This window comes from Bradyrhizobium sp. SZCCHNR1002 (assembly GCF_032381435.1).
Taxonomy (GTDB): domain Bacteria; phylum Pseudomonadota; class Alphaproteobacteria; order Rhizobiales; family Xanthobacteraceae; genus Bradyrhizobium; species Bradyrhizobium aeschynomenes.
In genome coordinates, this window is sequence record NZ_JAUHIS010000004.1 from 576,757 (window position 1) to 593,135 (window position 16,379).

General features: G+C 65.8%; 19 protein-coding genes. 11 read left to right on the plus strand and 8 right to left on the minus strand.

Translation table 11 applies throughout. The annotated features are described in order from the left end of the window. Positions 1–98 precede the first annotated feature (98 nt). Genes QX108_RS22215 through murI form a run of 3 tightly spaced genes read right to left on the minus strand, consistent with a single transcriptional unit; the run spans position 99 to position 2,136 of the window. Positions 99–497: a cupin domain-containing protein gene (locus QX108_RS22215; RefSeq protein ID WP_315782308.1), complete on the minus strand. Its 399-nt coding sequence runs from the start codon at positions 495–497 to the stop codon at positions 99–101. 55 nt (positions 498–552) lie between these two features. Continuing rightward, entirely contained in the window at positions 553–1,326 is a 774-nt protein-coding gene (locus QX108_RS22220) for an HpcH/HpaI aldolase family protein (RefSeq protein WP_315719352.1), read from the minus strand. A 12-nt stretch (positions 1,327–1,338) separates the two neighbouring features. Beyond that, positions 1,339–2,136, minus strand: coding sequence for a glutamate racemase (gene murI / locus QX108_RS22225; RefSeq protein WP_315782305.1), 798 nt, complete (start codon positions 2,134–2,136; stop codon positions 1,339–1,341). A 1,229-nt stretch (positions 2,137–3,365) separates the two neighbouring features. Between murI and QX108_RS22230 the strand changes: the two genes are divergently transcribed. The 8 genes from QX108_RS22230 to QX108_RS22265 all read left to right on the plus strand — a co-directional run bounded on the left by QX108_RS22230 (position 3,366) and on the right by QX108_RS22265 (position 8,370). Further along, complete coding sequence (locus QX108_RS22230; RefSeq protein WP_315782303.1) at positions 3,366–3,773, plus strand: hypothetical protein; 408 nt, start codon at positions 3,366–3,368, stop codon at positions 3,771–3,773. After that, a complete protein-coding gene (locus QX108_RS22235) occupies positions 3,770–4,510 on the plus strand; it encodes a hypothetical protein (protein WP_315782301.1) in 741 nt (246 codons plus the stop codon). The genes QX108_RS22230 and QX108_RS22235 overlap by 4 nt, the downstream gene beginning before the upstream one ends. Positions 4,511–4,949: 439 nt before the next feature. Further along, a complete protein-coding gene (locus QX108_RS22240) occupies positions 4,950–5,801 on the plus strand; it encodes a hypothetical protein (RefSeq protein ID WP_315782299.1) in 852 nt (283 codons plus the stop codon). A gap of 255 nt (positions 5,802–6,056) precedes the next feature. Then, positions 6,057–6,386 carry a metalloregulator ArsR/SmtB family transcription factor gene (locus QX108_RS22245; protein ID WP_315782297.1) on the plus strand — a complete coding sequence of 110 codons (330 nt, stop codon included), beginning with the start codon at positions 6,057–6,059 and terminating at the stop codon, positions 6,384–6,386. Beyond that, positions 6,383–6,862 (plus strand): SRPBCC domain-containing protein, encoded by a 480-nt coding sequence (locus QX108_RS22250; protein WP_315782295.1) that lies wholly within the window; start codon positions 6,383–6,385, stop codon positions 6,860–6,862. The genes QX108_RS22245 and QX108_RS22250 overlap by 4 nt, the downstream gene beginning before the upstream one ends. A gap of 17 nt (positions 6,863–6,879) precedes the next feature. Continuing rightward, positions 6,880–7,293 (plus strand): GFA family protein, encoded by a 414-nt coding sequence (locus tag QX108_RS22255; RefSeq protein ID WP_315719359.1) that lies wholly within the window; start codon positions 6,880–6,882, stop codon positions 7,291–7,293. Between the two features lie 379 nt (positions 7,294–7,672). Beyond that, positions 7,673–8,077, plus strand: coding sequence for a DUF393 domain-containing protein (locus QX108_RS22260; protein WP_315787416.1), 405 nt, complete (start codon positions 7,673–7,675; stop codon positions 8,075–8,077). Between the two features lie 20 nt (positions 8,078–8,097). Continuing rightward, positions 8,098–8,370 (plus strand): hypothetical protein, encoded by a 273-nt coding sequence (locus QX108_RS22265; protein ID WP_315787430.1) that lies wholly within the window; start codon positions 8,098–8,100, stop codon positions 8,368–8,370. Positions 8,371–8,605: 235 nt separating this feature from the next. Here the strand turns inward: QX108_RS22265 and QX108_RS22270 are convergent, their stop codons facing one another. After that, positions 8,606–8,821, minus strand: a complete 216-nt coding sequence (locus QX108_RS22270) for a hypothetical protein (protein ID WP_315787414.1) — start codon at positions 8,819–8,821, stop codon at positions 8,606–8,608. A 546-nt stretch (positions 8,822–9,367) separates the two neighbouring features. Here QX108_RS22270 and QX108_RS22275 point away from each other — a divergent pair. The 3 genes from QX108_RS22275 to QX108_RS22285 are packed head-to-tail and all read left to right on the plus strand — an operon-like array spanning position 9,368 to position 13,589. Continuing rightward, positions 9,368–10,027 carry an ABC transporter ATP-binding protein gene (locus QX108_RS22275; RefSeq protein ID WP_315787428.1) on the plus strand — a complete coding sequence of 220 codons (660 nt, stop codon included), beginning with the start codon at positions 9,368–9,370 and terminating at the stop codon, positions 10,025–10,027. Then, positions 10,021–12,387 carry an ABC transporter permease gene (locus QX108_RS22280; RefSeq protein WP_315787412.1) on the plus strand — a complete coding sequence of 789 codons (2,367 nt, stop codon included), beginning with the start codon at positions 10,021–10,023 and terminating at the stop codon, positions 12,385–12,387. The genes QX108_RS22275 and QX108_RS22280 overlap by 7 nt, the downstream gene beginning before the upstream one ends. Positions 12,388–12,389: 2 nt before the next feature. After that, entirely contained in the window at positions 12,390–13,589 is a 1,200-nt protein-coding gene (locus QX108_RS22285; RefSeq protein ID WP_315787426.1) for an efflux RND transporter periplasmic adaptor subunit, read from the plus strand. Between the two features lie 24 nt (positions 13,590–13,613). Here the strand turns inward: QX108_RS22285 and QX108_RS22290 are convergent, their stop codons facing one another. The 4 genes from QX108_RS22290 to QX108_RS22305 form a co-directional block, all read right to left on the minus strand. Continuing rightward, positions 13,614–14,717 carry a D-alanine--D-alanine ligase family protein gene (locus QX108_RS22290; RefSeq protein ID WP_315787410.1) on the minus strand — a complete coding sequence of 368 codons (1,104 nt, stop codon included), beginning with the start codon at positions 14,715–14,717 and terminating at the stop codon, positions 13,614–13,616. A gap of 88 nt (positions 14,718–14,805) precedes the next feature. Then, complete coding sequence (locus QX108_RS22295; RefSeq protein WP_315787423.1) at positions 14,806–15,342, minus strand: thermonuclease family protein; 537 nt, start codon at positions 15,340–15,342, stop codon at positions 14,806–14,808. A gap of 161 nt (positions 15,343–15,503) precedes the next feature. Then, complete coding sequence (locus QX108_RS22300; RefSeq protein ID WP_315719364.1) at positions 15,504–15,686, minus strand: hypothetical protein; 183 nt, start codon at positions 15,684–15,686, stop codon at positions 15,504–15,506. Positions 15,687–15,829: 143 nt separating this feature from the next. Beyond that, positions 15,830–16,243: a hypothetical protein gene (locus tag QX108_RS22305; RefSeq protein ID WP_315726091.1), complete on the minus strand. Its 414-nt coding sequence runs from the start codon at positions 16,241–16,243 to the stop codon at positions 15,830–15,832. Positions 16,244–16,379 lie beyond the last annotated feature (136 nt).

Sequence of the window (16,379 nt, forward strand, 5' to 3'; positions counted from 1 at the left end):
CCTGAAACCTGTCGCTCCCCGTTGGTTCTGATTGGCCTGAGCCGGGTCCCGGCGGCTGCTGCTGTTAACACCGCGAGCCGGGTTACGGAAGCGCCGGTCTATGGCGCGGGCGAGGCGAGCGGCTTGGTCTTGTCGACCACGTAGACGCCGAGCACCTTCAGCCCCTTGTCGCCGTGAACCTTGGCGTCATGAACGACGCCGGCCGGGATCTGGAACGAATCCCCGGCCTTGAGGTGCCGGTCCGGCTGCCCCTCGACGATCAGCTCGGCCTCGCCCTCCAGGATGTAGGCGGTCTCCACACCCGGGTGGGTATGCCGCCCCGCGGCGCCGCCCGCCGCGACCTCGGCCATCGCCTGGACGATGGTATAACCGTCCGGAAAGTCGGTCTTGTTCAGCACGGTGCGCTTGATCGCCGGCTGCTGTGCCAGCGCGGCGCCGAGCCCGAGCCCGAGCCCGAGCACGGCCAGTGACAGGCCGAAAATCGTCTTCTTCATCATGAGCTTCTCCCCCAATGTTGTTTTTCGTTCGGAACGTGAAGCGCGAGCATCCGACTCAGCGTTTGATCCCCTCGAAGCTTGCGGCAATCCCGCGCTGGAACAAGGACCAATCGAATCCGAGCGCCAGCGCGAGGTAGCCGCGTTCGATCATCGCATTGGCCTGCTCGGCCGAGCGCGCCGCGCCGCCGATCGGCACGCCGGATCTGAGGATGCCGGCCTCGGCGCGGGCGATGAGCGATTTGACCGTGGGATCATCGAGTTGTCCGCGCTTGTTGATCGAGGTGGCCAAGTCGCCCGGGCCGATCACCGCGATGTCGATGCCGGGTGTGGCCATGATCTCGTCGATGCGCTCGACCGCCTCGACATGCTCGATCGTGACCATGCAGATCATGTCGTCGTCGGCGGTCGCCATGTACTCGGCCATCGACACGTTCCAATGGAACGGCGCGTGGAACGGGCCCCACAGCCGGTCGCCGCGCGGCGGATAGCGCACGCTGCGCACCGCCTTCTCGGCATCGCTGCGGCTCGAGATCATCGGGAAGTTGATACCGAGCGCGCCCAGGTCCATCGGCGCTTTCGCCAGATGCGGCTCGTTGGCGGCGATGCGCACCAGCGGCACGCAGGGCGTCCCCGCCGTGGCCGTGATCATCGCATGCGCGGTGGAGAGGTCGATCGGCCCATGCTCGAGGTCGACGATGATCCAGTCGAGCTGCTGCGCCATGATACGCACGGTCTGGATGCTCGGGATGGTCGCGATGGCGCCGAAGGTCGGCCGCTTGTCGCGCCAGGCCTGCTTGAGGCGGTTCAGCGGTTTGGGAGCGGCGGACATCGGGTGTCTCCGTCAGGCCGGCACGCGGCCGCCGAAAAACGGCGTGAGCGCCCGGCTGAGCTGATGCGGCTTGTTCGAGGTGAAGATCATCGTGGCGCCGCCGTGATCGACGCGGCCCGACTGCGGGCCGAGCAGATCGACGACGCGGCGCGCGATCGCCGGCGCCGGATCGATCCAGGCGACCGGCCAGGGTGCCAGCCTCTGCAGCCGGTCGAGCAGCAGCGGATAATGCGTGCAGGCGAGCACGACGGTGTCGGTGCGGGCGCCGGCGTCGTTGGCATCGCCGGTGAAGCAGGGCGCGATCTCGGCTGCGATCGCGTCATCGCACACGGCGGTTCCGCTGAGCGCGGCTTCCGCCAGCGAGGCCAGTTCCGGCGAGCCGACCAGCGTCACGGCGCAGCCCTGCGCGAAATCGCGAATGAGCGCATGGGTGTATTCGCGCTGCACGGTCGCCCTGGTGCCGAGCACGGAGACGCGCTTGGTCTGCGATTGGGCGCAGGCCGGCTTGATCGCCGGCACGGTGCCGACGAAGGGCGTGGTGTAGGCGGCGCGCAGCGGCGCCAGCGTCTGCACCGAGGCGGTGTTGCAGGCGATCACGATCAGGTCGGGCTGGTGTGCCGTGATCAGTTCGCCCATCAGCGGCACCACGCGCGCGATCAGCGCCGGCTCGCTGTGATGGCCGTAGGGAAAGAAGGCGTCGTCGGCGACATAGACGTAATGCGCATCGGGCCGCGCCCGCACCACCTCGCGCAGCACGCTGAGGCCGCCAAGGCCGGAGTCGAACACGAGAATCGTCGGGCGGTTTGTCACGTCGCGAGTGTACCGGATCGGGGAGGGCGGTTCAGTCGGTTTTTCTGCGGGATTTGGCGGGAGTAGGGCGTCTCGGTGTGTTCCGGTGGCGGGAGCGAAGGTTCAAACATGCATCCGTGAGCCGCGCTGGCCGCCGCAAATTCAGTGTCATCCCGGCGAATGCCGGGATCCATACCCACCGGCGGAATTTGTTGCGCAAGGCTGGCAGCTCCATCGTGCCTCACACAACCGCCGCGGAGTCTGGGTCCCGGGTCGGCGCCGCGCCGCCGCTGTCGCGTCGCCGCAGCTTGCCCGGGACGACAGCGGAGGGTGGAGCAGCGAGCTGACGTCTCTCGGGAAAACGGAAGCTGCTCGCCACAAAACCCGGTGTCATTCCGGCGTACGCCGGGATCCATAACCACCGGCGGAATTTGTTGCGCAAGGCTGGCCGCTCCATCGTGCGCCACACCACCGTCGCGGAGTCTGGGTCCCGGGTCGGCGCCACGCCGCCGCTGTCGCGTCGCCGCAGCTTGCCCGGGACGACGACGGAGTGTGTCGGCACGGCGTCTCATCCTCGCACCCGCTGTCGCGTCCGAGTGTTGCTCGTCTCATCGCCCTCTCGAAAATGAGGGCGCGGGGAAGGCCGGGTGCCGGTCGCACCCATGGCCCGCCTGCAACAAAAAAGCAGGCGGCAGTCACCACAGGTACGGGCCGGATCATCCGGCCTTCCCCGCGCGATGGCTCTACGGCTTATACGTGCTCTCCCCGGGGACCGGCTTTTGACCCCGTCGCCTTGCGCGCTCGTCCAGACTTTGCGACGCAGACTTGGTCTCGGCACCGGGAGACCAGGACCACACGATTTCGCCGTGCGCATCAGATCGTTCGTCGGCATGATCGCTCACGCTGCAACCCGATACGCCCACCGCATCCCGCACTCCACGCTCGTGACGATCGCGATGCGCCCCTCAAGTGAGACGGGATGCGACACCATAGCATGGCATTCTGAAAAACGGAATAGAAATCTTCGTCTGCCGTGCTGATCTGGCGATCGCTTCGTAACGATTTGGAAAATCTTATTTTAGGGTTGTCGTGATAGCGCCTTGCGTCTGCGCACCCGGACATACTTGCTGACGAATTGAAAAAGGGGGGCTGCGGCTGATAGGGCGATCGCAACGCCGGTCGACAAGCCCGGAGGTTCATTCGGACGATTTCGCTTTGGAAGAACGGTTGCGAAGTTTGAAGGTGACTGCATGACGATTAGATTTGATCCGGACCTGCGACGTTCAACGCATGTGGAAAGCGGTCTGGCCGTTCAATGGGTGCGCGACGCGCCTCCGATGGAACGCTCGACGCACTTCAAGTTGCTTGTCGGCGGAGTCGAAGTGCCGTTTACCGCCTCCTACGATTACGGCGAGGACAAGATCAAGAAAGAAAATCCCGATATCGGCGCTATTGAACTCGATCGCCTTTCCACGGCGCTGTGGGAGAAGAACTACCGAGCAATCGATATTGAGGCTAATTTCGACAAGCAGATATTCGTGGAGGTTTGGCAAGACTTGGTTTTGCAGGGCCACAGTAGCTATCGGATTTCGACCTACTACACGGCAATTCGGACGCCCCACGCCACTGAAAAGAACGAGTGGGTGTGCCAAGGATGAGCCCTGAATCTGACTATTCGTCGCCTCCGCCAGAGAAGATCTTCGAGCCGACGAGTGTCGACGAATTGCTCGAACTCACGGCTTTCCTCCAGGCTGACGAAGCGACGCGACGGGCATTCGAGCGTGTCGGCATGCATGGCGATTTCACAACCGAAGAAGTCAGCGCAATCGAGCTGGCGCTGGCCGATTTCGTTACCCGCAGGAACTGGCGGGCACGAGGTCTCAAGCTCACCAGATTCGTTCATGATTTCTGCGGAAAGGTCCCGTTCCCGCCGCTCGACGCCACGCGTGATCCTATGCTCTTGAATCTTGCGGTCACGCTCGCGCGATGGATTGGCGGCGGCGCGATTTCCGGTGTCGACGATCCAGCGGCTCGCGCCTTCCTGGAGGATCGGTTCTTTCAACGGGCGGGCGATCGCAGCGGCATCCTCACCAAAAAAGCGAGGGCGGAAGAGGTGATGTGGATGGCACGCGATTTGATGGCCAACTCTGCCTATTGGGGCCTCATCAAGGAGGTCATCAAGAAGGGCGAATTTGCTGCCGTAGACGACGACCTTCTGAGGGATGTCGTGACGCCACTCGAGGACGCGATCACGGTCAAGTATGGGCTGATCAATCGCGGTTATCTCGGCGCACACAGTCTCTTGCGCGCTATTGCAATGGGTAAGATCGAAAGTTTGGATTCGCCGGAGGCGTGGCAGTCCATTCGCGCGCGCAAGATGTTTGTGCAGGACTGAAGGACACGAGCGATGGCTCCGGAACAGTGCATGATTGCTGATAGCGGCGCGCCTCGTTGTTCCCGGTGTGCCATCAGATCACTGAGCATGGCAACGACCGCGCGCGGACTTTCGTTGGTGAGCCGGGAGGCCGCTTTTTGGCCCTTAGCAGCGTTCATGAGTGAAGGCTCAAGCAATGGACACTGTCTACGTGATCCTGCTGATCACGACGCTCGTTCTGGGGGTCGTCGCAACCATCCTATGGAGGCAGCGTGGCCTAGGCGCGACGTTGTGGTCATTTACAACTTTAAACCGATATAAGTTGGCGGTTCGTGTTCTTCTCAATCGCGATCACCTTCAGCCTAACCTGAGGACTTCACAGCCCTCGAGCAGCGACGGTGATAGGGTTCGCAGAGGGCTCAGAATTGCTTCCTTGATTGGAAAAGGATGACGACAGGGGATGACGAAACGTCGGCGGCGAAACAAGGGCGGCGATAAGCAAAGCAAGGGTGACCGAGAACCAGGCGCGCCCGGTACGCTGCGAGCGTACGCAACGGGCGAGCTTTGGGAAGACCGATATAGACGCGTGCGTCCCGAAGCTTATGCTCCTGTACCGTTCGCGGAGTTTGGTGCCACTACGGAGCAAGATGTCGCGGCGCTGGCGCAGGCCTACTTGGACGATTCTCGGATGACGGCCATGTTCGATGTGGTCGGGACGCATCAAATTTTGTCGGATGCCCAGCAGCGAGAAGTCGATGCGTTCAGCATCCACAATTCGACAATCGATTGGAGCGACTACGATCCGGAGCTGGTTCCTGTTGCGGTGGCGCTGGCCCGTCGTGTGAATGCCCGACAGATTCCCGGAACGTCTTCTGCTGAAGCCGATGAGTTCATTCGTGACAGGTTTTTCGCAAGACCTGACAGTCACTCGGCGCGCATTCCGGTGGTGGAATTTGGTCATTACCCTCCCGCCGCGGAGTTGCTGGACGCCGCGCGATTTCTCTGTTCGCAGAAACGTTACCGGACTTTCATCTTCGACAGATGGGAAAACTGGAGCGAGCAACACAGCCAAGAATTCCTCGATGAGTTCGTTGTGTACATGTACGGCGTACGCGACGCCTACATTCAAACTCACGGTCTGCGTGTGCGTGGGGATTTTTGGGGGGATGTTTCGGGCTTGATGGAGATGCTACGGACCGGGGCGTTGAGTTCGCTCGATGAGCCGCGTGCCCTGGATCTCATTCGAGATCCCTCAAATTCATTTTTTTCGCGTGAGGCGGTGAAAAGCATGCCGCGAATAACGGACAGCTAGGTCACGCATTCAATGACAATTGGTCATTGTCGACACCAACCCACTTCTCAACATGTTCCCACGAGGCGAGAAATTACGGTGACAGCGCTGGACTGCACCCCTCAAGGGAGGCGGGATGGCGAACCATAGCATCCTGATTTTATTGCGTTTCAAAGTCCTCTGGAGCGGGATGAACTGCTCCGCTTCGACCAAGGGCAGCATCATCTGAATAATATTAGCCTTGACTAATAAATTAGTGATGGCTACTGTTTCGGCATGGTCGAAACCGAAAACATCACCACCGTCATGCGCGCCTTGGCCGACCCGACCCGTCGGGCCGTCTTCGAGCGCATCGTTGATGCCGACGAGATCACCGTAGTCGAGCTGACCCGCGGCAGCAGCGTCACGCAGGGGGCGATCTCGCAGCATCTGAAAGCCCTGAAGCTGGCCGGCCTGGTCTGCGAGCGACCCGAGGGGCGCAAGGTCTACTACCGTGCCGAGCCGCGCGGCCTGGAGCCGCTGGCCGACTGGATGAGCCATTACGGCGCCTTCTGGCGCGACCGCTTCGCCGATCTGAGGAAACTGCTGAAGGACATCGACCCATGAATCAAAACCTGAAGTCGGACACCCAGGCCATCGTGGTCGAGGAAATCTTCCCGCATGCGCCTGATGTCATCTGGAAGGTGCTGACCAATGGCGAACTGATCGGCCGGTGGCTGATGGCGCCCACGGGGTTCGAGGCCAAGGTAGGAACGCGCTTCACCTTCCAGACCAGGCCGGCCGGCGAATGGGACGGCACCATTCATTGCGAGGTGCTGGAGGTCGTGCCGAACGAGCGGCTGTCCTACGCCTGGAAGGGCGGCCATGCCGGCAATGTCGGCTACGGCGCGCCGTTGGCGACCGTGGTCACCTTCAGCCTTGCCCAAGCGGCGAACGGCACGCGCCTGCGCCTCGTCCATTCCGGCTTCGTGCTGCCCGCCAACGAGACCGCGTATCGCACGATGGGCGAGGGCTGGAAGACGGTGGTCAAGAAGCTCGATCAGCTCGTCACCGACGAGACATCGTTGCAGCGGCCGCATTGAAGCGACGGAGAGCTCACATGACAAACGTCTATGCCGGCGGCTGCGCCTGCGGCGCGGTACGCTACGAGATCAAAGGCGAGCCCGCGGTGATGCTGGACTGCCAGTGCCGGCAATGTCAGCGCGACAGCGGCACCGGGCATCAGTCGCACCTGACCTTCGTGGCGGCGGAGGTGAAGGTCGACGGCGAGGTGTCGCACTGGCAGACGACCGGCGACGGCGGCACCGTGAAGCGGCGCGCGTTCTGCCCGACCTGCGGCTCGTCGATGCACATGACGTTTCCGGCGATGCCCGATGTCTTCATCGTGACGCCGGCAAGCCTGGATGATCCCGGCCAGTACAAACCGCAACTGGTCTCCTGGACCGCGGCAGGCTATCCCTGGGATCATCTCGACCCGGCGCTGCCGACCTTCGACAAGATGCCGCCGCGGTGAGTGGGGTGCTGCGGTGACAGGTCTGGATTATCGCCGCAGTCCTGTCGCGCATGACGTTTGATCTGTCGGACCAGACTGCTTCCACGTCGTCATGGCCGGGCTTGTCCCGGCCATCCACGTCGTTCGGCGCACTCCGATGGACGTGGATGCCCGGGCCTTCGCCGCGCCGAAGCGGCTTCGGCCGCGCAGGCGGGACAAGCCCGGGCATGACGGAGTAACAAATTGGCCGTGGTTCCTGCCGCGATGGGCTCATTCTTCTATGCGACGGACCTGACTTTGCCGCATCCTTCCTCCCAATGAAATTCAACGAGCCACAGACCCAAGACCCTCGCGCGGACGTTCAAGCTCCGGGACCGAAGCCGGTGTCTTGGAGATCCGCATGGCGCCAGAGCCTGCACAATCGACCGTCTATTTCGACGGCTCCTGCCCGCTGTGCCGGGCGGAGATCGGCTACTACAGCCGCACGGATCAGGCCGGCGCGCTGTGTTTCGTCGACGTCTCCGAAGCCGGCGCCGAGACACCGGAGGGGCTGAGCCAGCAGCAGGCGATGGTGCGGTTCCACGTGCGCGCCAGTGATGGGCGGCTGCTCTCGGGCGCCGCCGCCTTCGTCGAGGTTTGGCACCGCCTGCCGCGCTGGCGCTGGGCGGCGCGGGTGGCGTCCCTCCCGGGCGCGCTGAGCGTCCTGGAGCTCGGCTACCGGCTGTTCCTTCCAGTGCGACCGTTCATCTCGCGCAGTCTCGGGCGTATCCTGCAGCGTGAGAAGCAGGAGGGACGCGGAGCGTGACCGGGGATGCTGGCGGTGAGATGTCGCGCTTGATCGATTGGTTCTTCCGCAATCGCGAAACCGGCGAGATCACCATCGCGCAGATGCCGAACCCGGCGCTGTGGATCGTGCTGGTGGGAAGCGTGGTTGGCTGGATCTGGCACCCACAAGGGCGAATGGGCGCCAATCTCGATTGCCTGGTCAAAGCCAGTCTGGTCGTCTGGGCGATCGATGAGATCGCGCGCGGCGCCAATCCCTGGCGGCGCTGCCTCGGGGCGGCTGTGCTGATCTATGAGGTCGCGACCGTGATGTGACGAACCCTCGCAGGTGCTGTGCGCGGCGATCGGCCTTCCGACGCGTTATGACGATAAGGCCGCAGCCGACAGACAATCGTGAGCTGTTCGTCGGTCGTTGCGTAGCGTGGGCAAAGCGCCGCCGCCAGTGGCGTGTGCCCACCGTCGGGCGGCAGGCGCGGCAGTGAGATGGTGGGCTCGGCGCCATGACGAGCTGGTTGTGACGCGATGGCGCGGCCTAGCCGCGCCCGGCGTGTCAGTCCTCGTCGTGCTCGGCCTCGTCGAGCTCCTCCAGCTCCTCGCTGGCGTGGTCGATCACGTCGATGGCCTGCTGGACCTCGACGAGGCTCTTGACCGCAGTTTCGGTGTCGCCCTTCTTGTAGCCGGCCGCAACGGATTTGGCCAGATTCAGGCGCAGCTCGACCAGCACGTTGCGCGCGGTCAGGAAGATTTCGAGGTCGTTGTCGGCCATGTTGCTCCTCGTCAAGGCTATGTCCATCAATTGGTAGCCCGGGCGTATGGCGGGCATATGTCGGATCGGGTGGGGATCGGCATGACGGCTGTCGTGTCGCTCACCGCGGGCAGCGCTTGGCTGTGTCCGAGCGTCCGCGGTGCCCCTCCGTTCGGGCGGCCGAGCCGCCGCGATCAGCGCGAGCTGACGAGGGCGGCTGGCTTTGCACATCCTCGGAGACATGCTGGTGGCGTCCCTTCTTGGCAGCGCTGCCTCGGCGGCGTGCTGATCGACGTGATCGCAGCCGTCGAATGGACATGAACCGGTGTGAGTTCAGGCGCTGGGGATGTCTCGTGCTTGACCTGCATCAACTGACGCGGGCGGCTGCTGACCGATGGTCGGGGCGTCGTCCGGTGTCACGGGAACGGGCATGGGACGTGCGACGCGTGCTGCCACGGCAGGAACAACGGTTTGACGAGTCCGACTACCATCAACGAGGCGAATGCTGCCGAGCATCCGGGCGCCGCCCCGGTGTTTCGCGCACGCAAGCTCTCCAAGACCTACCGCATGGGCGAGGTCGAGGTGCATGCGTTGCGTGACGTCGATCTCGACATTTACGAGGGCGAGTTCGTGGTGCTGCTCGGCCCCTCCGGCTCCGGCAAGTCGACCTTGCTGAACATCCTGGGCGGGCTCGACAGTCCGACGTCTGGCGACGCGCAGTGGCGCGATCATCAGCTGGTCGGCGCCGATGACGCCGAGCTCACGCGCTACCGGCGCGAGCATGTCGGCTTCGTGTTCCAGTTCTATAATCTGATCCCGAGCCTGACGGTGCTCGAGAACGTCCAGCTGGTCACCGAGATCGCCGAGAGGCCGCTCGATCCGCTGGAGGTGTTGAAGCTCGTCGGCCTCGAGAAGCGGATCGACCACTTTCCCTCGCAACTGTCCGGCGGCGAGCAGCAGCGCGTCGCGGTGGCGCGCGCCATCGTCAAGGCGCCCGATGTGCTCTTGTGCGACGAGCCGACCGGCGCGCTCGACTACGAGACCGGCAAGGTCGTGCTGGCCGCGATCGCGCGCGCCAATCAACGGCTCGGCACCACCACCATCGTCATCACCCACAATGCGGCGATCGCCGGCATGGCCGACCGCGTGCTGCGGCTCGGCGGTGGCCGCATCGTCGGCGAGACCCGCAATCCGCGGCGGCTCTCGGCCGAGGAGGTGACGTGGTGAGCCTGCTCAACCGCAAGCTCTGGCGCGACGTCGGCGCCATGCGCGGGCAGGTGATCACGATCGCGCTGCTGGTGGCCGCGGGGGTCGCCGTGTTCGTCGGCTCGATCTCGACCTATCAATCGCTGCGCGACGGCTGCGAGCAGTTCTATGCGCAGGCGCGGTTTCCGCAGGTCTTCGTCACCTTGAAGCGCGCGCCGCTGGCGCTGGTCGCGCGGCTCAACGCCATCGACGGGACCATCGCGGTCGAGCCGCGCATCGTGCGCGAGGTCATCGTCGACGCGCCGGCCGCGTCGCAGCCGGTGTCGGCGCGCCTCGTCTCGCTCAGCCGCGCCGGCGATGAGCCGCTGGCCCGGCTGCATCTGCGCCGCGGCACGGCGCCCGGGCCGGGTGATGCGCGCAGCGCCGCCGTCAACGAGGCCTTTGCCGAGGCTAACGGCGTGAAGCCGGGTGACGAAATCCGCGTGCTGCTCAACGGCCGGCTGCAGGCGTTCCGGGTCTCCGGCATCGCGCTGTCCTCGGAATATGTCTACGCCGTGCGGCCGGGATTGCCGATCCCGGACGATCGCCTCTACGCCATCCTGTGGGTCGACCGCAGCGCGGCCGAGGCCGCCTTCGACATGAAGGGCGCGTTCAACGACGCGGCGGTCGCGCTGGCGCCGGGGGCCGATGCCCAATCCGTCATCGAGGAACTCGACCGGCTGCTCGAGCCGTACGGCTCGATCGGCGCGATCGCGCGGCGCGACCAGCCGTCGAACCGGTTTCTCGAGGACGAGCTCAACCAGCAGAAGGTGATGTCGATCACCATCCCCATCATCTTCTTCGGCGTCGCCGCCTTCCTGCTCAACAGCGCGCTCGGGCGGCTGGTCGCGGCGCAGCGCGAGCAGATCGCGGCGCTGAAGGCGCTGGGGTTTCCGACCGCGGCGCTGATGCTGCATTATCTCGCGCTGATGCTGGTGATCGTGCTGATCGGCTCGCTGCTCGGCATCGCTGGCGGCTTCGGCTTCGGACAGGCGATGATCGCGAGCTATCACGGCTTCTTCCGCCTGCCGGATCTGCCGTTCCGGCTTGCGCCCTGGGCGATCCTGGCGGGCATCGCGATCAGCGCCGCGGCCGGCTCGCTGGGCGTGATCACGGCGCTGCGGGCCGTGGTTGGCCTCGCGCCGGCGGAGGCGATGCGGCCGGCGATGCCGCTGGGCTTCCGCCGCTCCTGGATCGAGCTGATGATGCCCGGCGGCGCGCGGCACGCGCGGCGGATGATGATGCTGCGCAACGTTGCAGGACGGCCATTCCGCTCGCTGTTCACCGTCGTCGGGATCGCCTTCGCGGTACCGATGATGGTGCTCGGGATCTTCTGGCGCGATGCGATCGGCGAGATGATCGAGCTCCAGTTCAATCTCGTCGAGCGCGGCAACGCCACCATCACCTTTCCGCATCCGGTGGATCGTGCCGTGTTGCGCGATCTGGCGCGGCAGCCGGGCGTGCTCCTGGCCGAGGGCCAGCGCATCGTGCCGGTGCGGCTGCGCGCCGGCCACCGCAGCTATTTGACCTCGGTGATCGGCCTCGCGGCGGCGGACGAATTGCGCCGGCCGCATGATGCCGCGCGCCGTCCGATCGTGGCGGCGCCCGACGGCATCACCTTGACGCGGCGGCTCGCCGAGCGGCTGGCGCTCGGCGCCGGCGACCTCGTCACCGTCGAGGCGATGGAGGGCCGGCGGCGGCGGCGCGACGTGCCGGTCAGCGCCATCGTCGACGAGGCGATCGGGATGGCGTCCTACATGGACATCGACACGCTCAACCGCTTCACCGGCGAAGGCGCGGTGATCTCGGCCGCCAGCCTGCATGTCGACCCGGCGGCGCTGGCCGCCCTCGGCACGCGGTTCAAGAGCCTGCCGATGATCGAGTCCGTCTCGATGAAGGCCTATGCCGTCGCTTCCTTCATGGACAAGATTGCGGGCCTCGTGTTCGTCACTGCGGGCATCCTCACTGGCTTCGCTGCGATCATCACCGTCGGCGTGGTCTACAACAGCGCCCGCATCAGCCTGCAGGAGCGGGCGTGGGAGCTCGCCAGCCTGCGCGTGCTCGGCTTCAGCCGCGGCGAGGTCGCGGGCATCCTGTTCGGCGAATTCGCGCTGGAGATCGCAGTCGGGATTCCGCTCGGCCTGCTGCTGTCGCGCGGCATCATCGCGCTGATCGCGCGGCTGCATTCGAACGAGAGCTTCCAGATCCCCGGCGTGATCGCGCCGCGCACCTATCTGATCGCGACCGCGGTGGTCTTGGCCAGCGCCGCGATCAGCGCCATCATCGTCCGCAGGCGGGTCGACCGGCTCGATCTGGTCGCCGCCCTCAAGACCAGGGAATGAGCATGCGTCCCGTGTTGCGCCGTCTCGTCATCGTGTCAGCTGGTCTCGCGGTCGCCGCGGTCGTGGCCTGGATGATGATGCCGAGCCCGGTGCCGGTGGAGACGGCTGTCGTCACCAAAGGGCGTTTCGTGGCGACCGTCGATGACGACGGCAAGACGCGGGTGCGCCAGCGCTATGTCGTGGCCGCGCCGCTCGCCGGCCGTCTCGGACGCATCCGCTTCAAGGCCGGCGACCAGGTTAGGGCCGACGACGTGGTCGCCACCATCATGCCGGCGCCGGCGCCGCTGCTCGATCCGCGCGCGCGCCGCGAGGTGGAGGAGCGGCTCGGCGCGGCCGAAGCGAATGTCGAGCGCGCCAAAGCGGTGGTGGCGCGGGCGCAGGCGCAGAGCGCGCAGGCGAGCGCCGACCTGGCGCGCACCACGGCGCTGGCCGCGAGCGGGGCGGCGTCGGCGCAAGCCAAGGAGCGCGCCGAGCTTGCGATGCGGATCGCCGAGCGGGATCTGCGCGCGGCCGAATATGTCGACCATGGCGCCGGGCACGAGCTCGATCAGCTCCGCGCGATGCTGGCGCGCTACGGCAGCAGCACCGATGCCGAAGTGCCGGCCGGCAGCTGGAACGTGACGGCCCCTGTCGGCGGGCTCGTGCTGAAATTGATCCAGGAAAGCGAGACGATGGTGCAGCCGGGATCGCCACTGCTCGAGCTCGGCGATCCCCGCGATCTCGAAGTGGTCGTGGACGTGCTCAGCACCGATGCGGTGGAGATCCGTCCCGGCGCCGACGTCACGATCGATCGCTGGGGCGGGGCGGGGCGCCTGTCGGGCCGGGTTCGCCGCGTCGAGCCGGCGGCCTTCACCAAGATCTCCACGCTCGGCGTTGAGGAGCAGCGCGTCAACGTGCTGATCGACATCGTCTCGCCGGCCGAGCAATGGCAGCGGCTCGGCGATGCCTATCAGCTCGACGCGCAGATCGTGGTCTTCACGCAGGACGATGCGACCATCGTGCCGACCGGCGCGCTGTTCAGGCGCGGCGACGACTGGTCGGTGTTCGTGCTGAAGGACGGCCGTGTCGAGCTGCGCAAAGTGCGGATCATCCGCCGCTCCGGCCGCTTCGCGGCCGTGGCCGAGGGCGTCGCCGGCGGCGATGTCGTGATCATCTATCCCAGTGACCGCGTCGCTGACGGCGTGAAGGTTGAGGCACGCTGATCTGCGAAACCCGTGGAAGCGTCCTCAGCGCTGCGATGCCAGCTGCCGCAGCTTTGCGTGCCGCGCCAGTGCGTGCGCGATCAGTTCGTCCATCAGCGCCGGCTGGGGCAGGCCGGTGGCCTCCCACATCTTCGGGTACATGCTGATGTTGGTGAAGCCGGGCAGGGTGTTCACCTCGTTGACGTAGACCTCCTCGCCCCTGACGAAGAAGTCGACACGCGCGAGACTCTCGCAGCAGAGCACGCCGAACACCTCGACGGCCATCTTGCGGATGCGTGCGGCCAGAGCCGGCTCGACCTGGGCCGGGACGTGCAACGAGGCGCCGGAGGCGTCGGTGTATTTCGCCTCGTAGGAGTAGAAGCCGTGGCTGTTCGCCGGCACGATCTCCCCGAGCTCCGAGGCTTTGACCTCGCTGTCCGCGTGCTCCAGCACGGCGCATTCGATCTCGCGCACCGGCGCGATGCAGCGCTCGATCAGGATCTTGCGGTCGAAGCGCAGCGCGAGCTTGCAGGCGGCATCGAACTCGGCCGCGTTGCGCGCCTTGGAGATGCCGACGGAGGAGCCGAGATTGGCCGGCTTGACGAACAGCTCGGGTGAGCCGACGGCGCGAACGGCGTCGTCGTAGCTCACCGGCACGGCCGCCGTCATGGTGACGAATGGCACGATCGGCAGGCCGGCATCGCGCAGCAGCCGCTTGGCGGCGTCCTTGTCCATCGCCACGGCCGAGCCGAGCACGCGGCCGCCGACATAGGCGACATCGGCGAGCTCCAGCGCGCCCTGCACGGTGCCGTCCTCGCCATTCGGGCCATGCAGCACCGGAAAGATCACGTCGAAGGTGAGTTCGCGCGGCGCGGCGGCGCCGGTGTCGATGACCAGCGCGCGGCCCTGGCCGGCGGGCAGCAGCACGATGGCAGGTGCGTCCGCCGGCACGGTCAAGGCGGCCGAGGTGGCGTCATTGGCCGCGTCGGCGAGCACCCAGCGCCCCTCGGGGGTGATGCCGATCAGGGTGACGGCGTAGCGGTCCGCATCGAGCGAGCGGAAGATGTTGGCGGCCGATGCCCGGGAGACGTCGTGCTCGGCCGAGCGCCCTCCGAACAGGATCGCCACGCGCGTTTTCGTCTCTGTCATCGTCATCAGGTCCTGGCCTCGCGGTGCGCGACCGTAGCGCGCCGGGCCCGCGCGTGGCAATTCCGGCTGCGCCCTCACGCGGACGCCGTCAGCGCCGGGGCATCGGATCGTCCGAGCACGTCGAAGTCGTGCCGCCGGCATGCATGCAGCTGCGATAGAGCGGCGGCGCGGTGAAACGGCCGGACCAGATGCCGCGGCTGCCGCGGCGCGCGGCGAGCTGGTCGGGCGCATAGGCGCCATGAGAATATTGCGGCTCCTCGATCGCGAGCCCGCGCGACACCAGGAATTGGCCGAGATCGGTGCCCCCGGCCGCGCAGCGCGCGACGATGCGGCCATAGCGATCGGCGTCGACGGGTGTGCAGCGCGCGATCTTGCCGCGCGCGAACGCATCCAGCGTGTTGGCGGCCAGCGCGCCACAGCGATATGCCTTGCGGTCGCGCCCGCGACAGAGCTGCGCGCTTTCGGGCGCATCGACGCCCCACAGCCGGATGCGCTCGCCGCGGATGTCCAGCGTATCGCCATCGACGATGCTGACGCGGCCGATCAGGTCGCGCGCGGAGGCGGGAGACGCCGTCGCGAGCAACAGCGCGACGCAGGCGAGGTGGGGGAGACGAGATCGCAAGATGGCATCCGCGGAAAAGAGGTTGTCGTGTCGCCGCAGCGAATCGGACGCTGCGCACGATCTCACATAGCAGAGCCTATTCGTGCGATTGTGTGGCTGTGTGATACGAGCGCGACGACCGCGGGCCACGCGCATGCGCGGTCATAGCGGTGCGGGTCGAGGCCTCAGCGCTCGCCTAGATTGGCCGCACGCGCGGCGCGCTCGACCTCGGCCGCCAGCGTGCTCAGATGTTCGGCAAGACGCGCGAACAGCTCGCGCTTGTCACGATCGGTGGCGAGATCCCGGATCAGCGCGCATTCTGCCGCATCCGCCCGCAGCTTGTCCGGCTGGGTGATCAACTCTGACATGTTTCGCTTCCCTGCCGCGCCGGCAAGATTTCGAAACAACGATCACTCCGCATTGTTCCGCGTCTGCTGAAAAATTTGCTCATCGCCAGATTCGAATACCTTTCGGCGTTCGCGATCGGTCGCTGCGCGTCCGGATCGTTCGTCTATCGCTCACCAGGCCACCACATCGACGCCGGATGCGCGGCCGAGATCTTGGTCTCGCGCAACGCCACCAGCGCGCTGCGCTTGTAGGGATGGCCGCGCCGCCGCGAGCAATCCTGGCAGCGCATGTAGCGTTCGAGCTCGTGGATCGGCGTCGTCTTGGGCCGTCTGATGATGTCCAGCGCGACGGTCTGATTGGTGTCGCAGCCGAGGCAGCGCACTTCGAGATAGTAGTAGCCCGCGTTGAGCGCATCGCCGAGCAGCGGTGACGGCTGCGCTGGTCCCTTGTAGCCGAGCATGCGCTTGTTCCATGCGTCGCATGCGAGACGATCGGCTTGCTTGCGGGCGCGCGCAGCCTGCTCCTGCGCGATGCGGATGCCGGCGCCATAGAGTCTCTCGCGCGATTTGGTCGTCATGATCGCCATGATCGACGCTGCCGCGCTCAGCGGCAAGCCGCTAGGATTAGCGCGCGCGACGCGAGCGGATACAAGGTGTTTTCCGAGCGGCGTCAAGATACCGCCGTCGCCGGGCGCGTTCGGGAATCGACGATGT

What these genes read in the sequence shown, in the direction of transcription:
- QX108_RS22230 (WP_315782303.1), top strand. Translation starts at nt 3,366, where the DNA reads ATGACGATTAGATTTGATCCGGACCTGCGACGTTCAACGCATGTGGAA.
- QX108_RS22275 (WP_315787428.1), top strand. Translation starts at nt 9,368, where the DNA reads ATGGGCGAGGTCGAGGTGCATGCGTTGCGTGACGTCGATCTCGACATT.
- QX108_RS22235 (WP_315782301.1), top strand. Translation starts at nt 3,770, where the DNA reads ATGAGCCCTGAATCTGACTATTCGTCGCCTCCGCCAGAGAAGATCTTC.
- QX108_RS22245 (WP_315782297.1), top strand. Translation starts at nt 6,057, where the DNA reads ATGGTCGAAACCGAAAACATCACCACCGTCATGCGCGCCTTGGCCGAC.
- QX108_RS22215 (WP_315782308.1), bottom strand. Translation starts at nt 497, where the DNA reads ATGATGAAGAAGACGATTTTCGGCCTGTCACTGGCCGTGCTCGGGCTC.
- QX108_RS22270 (WP_315787414.1), bottom strand. Translation starts at nt 8,821, where the DNA reads ATGGCCGACAACGACCTCGAAATCTTCCTGACCGCGCGCAACGTGCTG.
- QX108_RS22285 (WP_315787426.1), top strand. Translation starts at nt 12,390, where the DNA reads ATGCGTCCCGTGTTGCGCCGTCTCGTCATCGTGTCAGCTGGTCTCGCG.
- QX108_RS22290 (WP_315787410.1), bottom strand. Translation starts at nt 14,717, where the DNA reads ATGACAGAGACGAAAACGCGCGTGGCGATCCTGTTCGGAGGGCGCTCG.
- QX108_RS22240 (WP_315782299.1), top strand. Translation starts at nt 4,950, where the DNA reads ATGACGAAACGTCGGCGGCGAAACAAGGGCGGCGATAAGCAAAGCAAG.
- QX108_RS22250 (WP_315782295.1), top strand. Translation starts at nt 6,383, where the DNA reads ATGAATCAAAACCTGAAGTCGGACACCCAGGCCATCGTGGTCGAGGAA.
- QX108_RS22265 (WP_315787430.1), top strand. Translation starts at nt 8,098, where the DNA reads ATGTCGCGCTTGATCGATTGGTTCTTCCGCAATCGCGAAACCGGCGAG.
- QX108_RS22260 (WP_315787416.1), top strand. Translation starts at nt 7,673, where the DNA reads ATGGCGCCAGAGCCTGCACAATCGACCGTCTATTTCGACGGCTCCTGC.
- QX108_RS22305 (WP_315726091.1), bottom strand. Translation starts at nt 16,243, where the DNA reads ATGACGACCAAATCGCGCGAGAGACTCTATGGCGCCGGCATCCGCATC.
- QX108_RS22220 (WP_315719352.1), bottom strand. Translation starts at nt 1,326, where the DNA reads ATGTCCGCCGCTCCCAAACCGCTGAACCGCCTCAAGCAGGCCTGGCGC.
- QX108_RS22300 (WP_315719364.1), bottom strand. Translation starts at nt 15,686, where the DNA reads ATGTCAGAGTTGATCACCCAGCCGGACAAGCTGCGGGCGGATGCGGCA.
- QX108_RS22255 (WP_315719359.1), top strand. Translation starts at nt 6,880, where the DNA reads ATGACAAACGTCTATGCCGGCGGCTGCGCCTGCGGCGCGGTACGCTAC.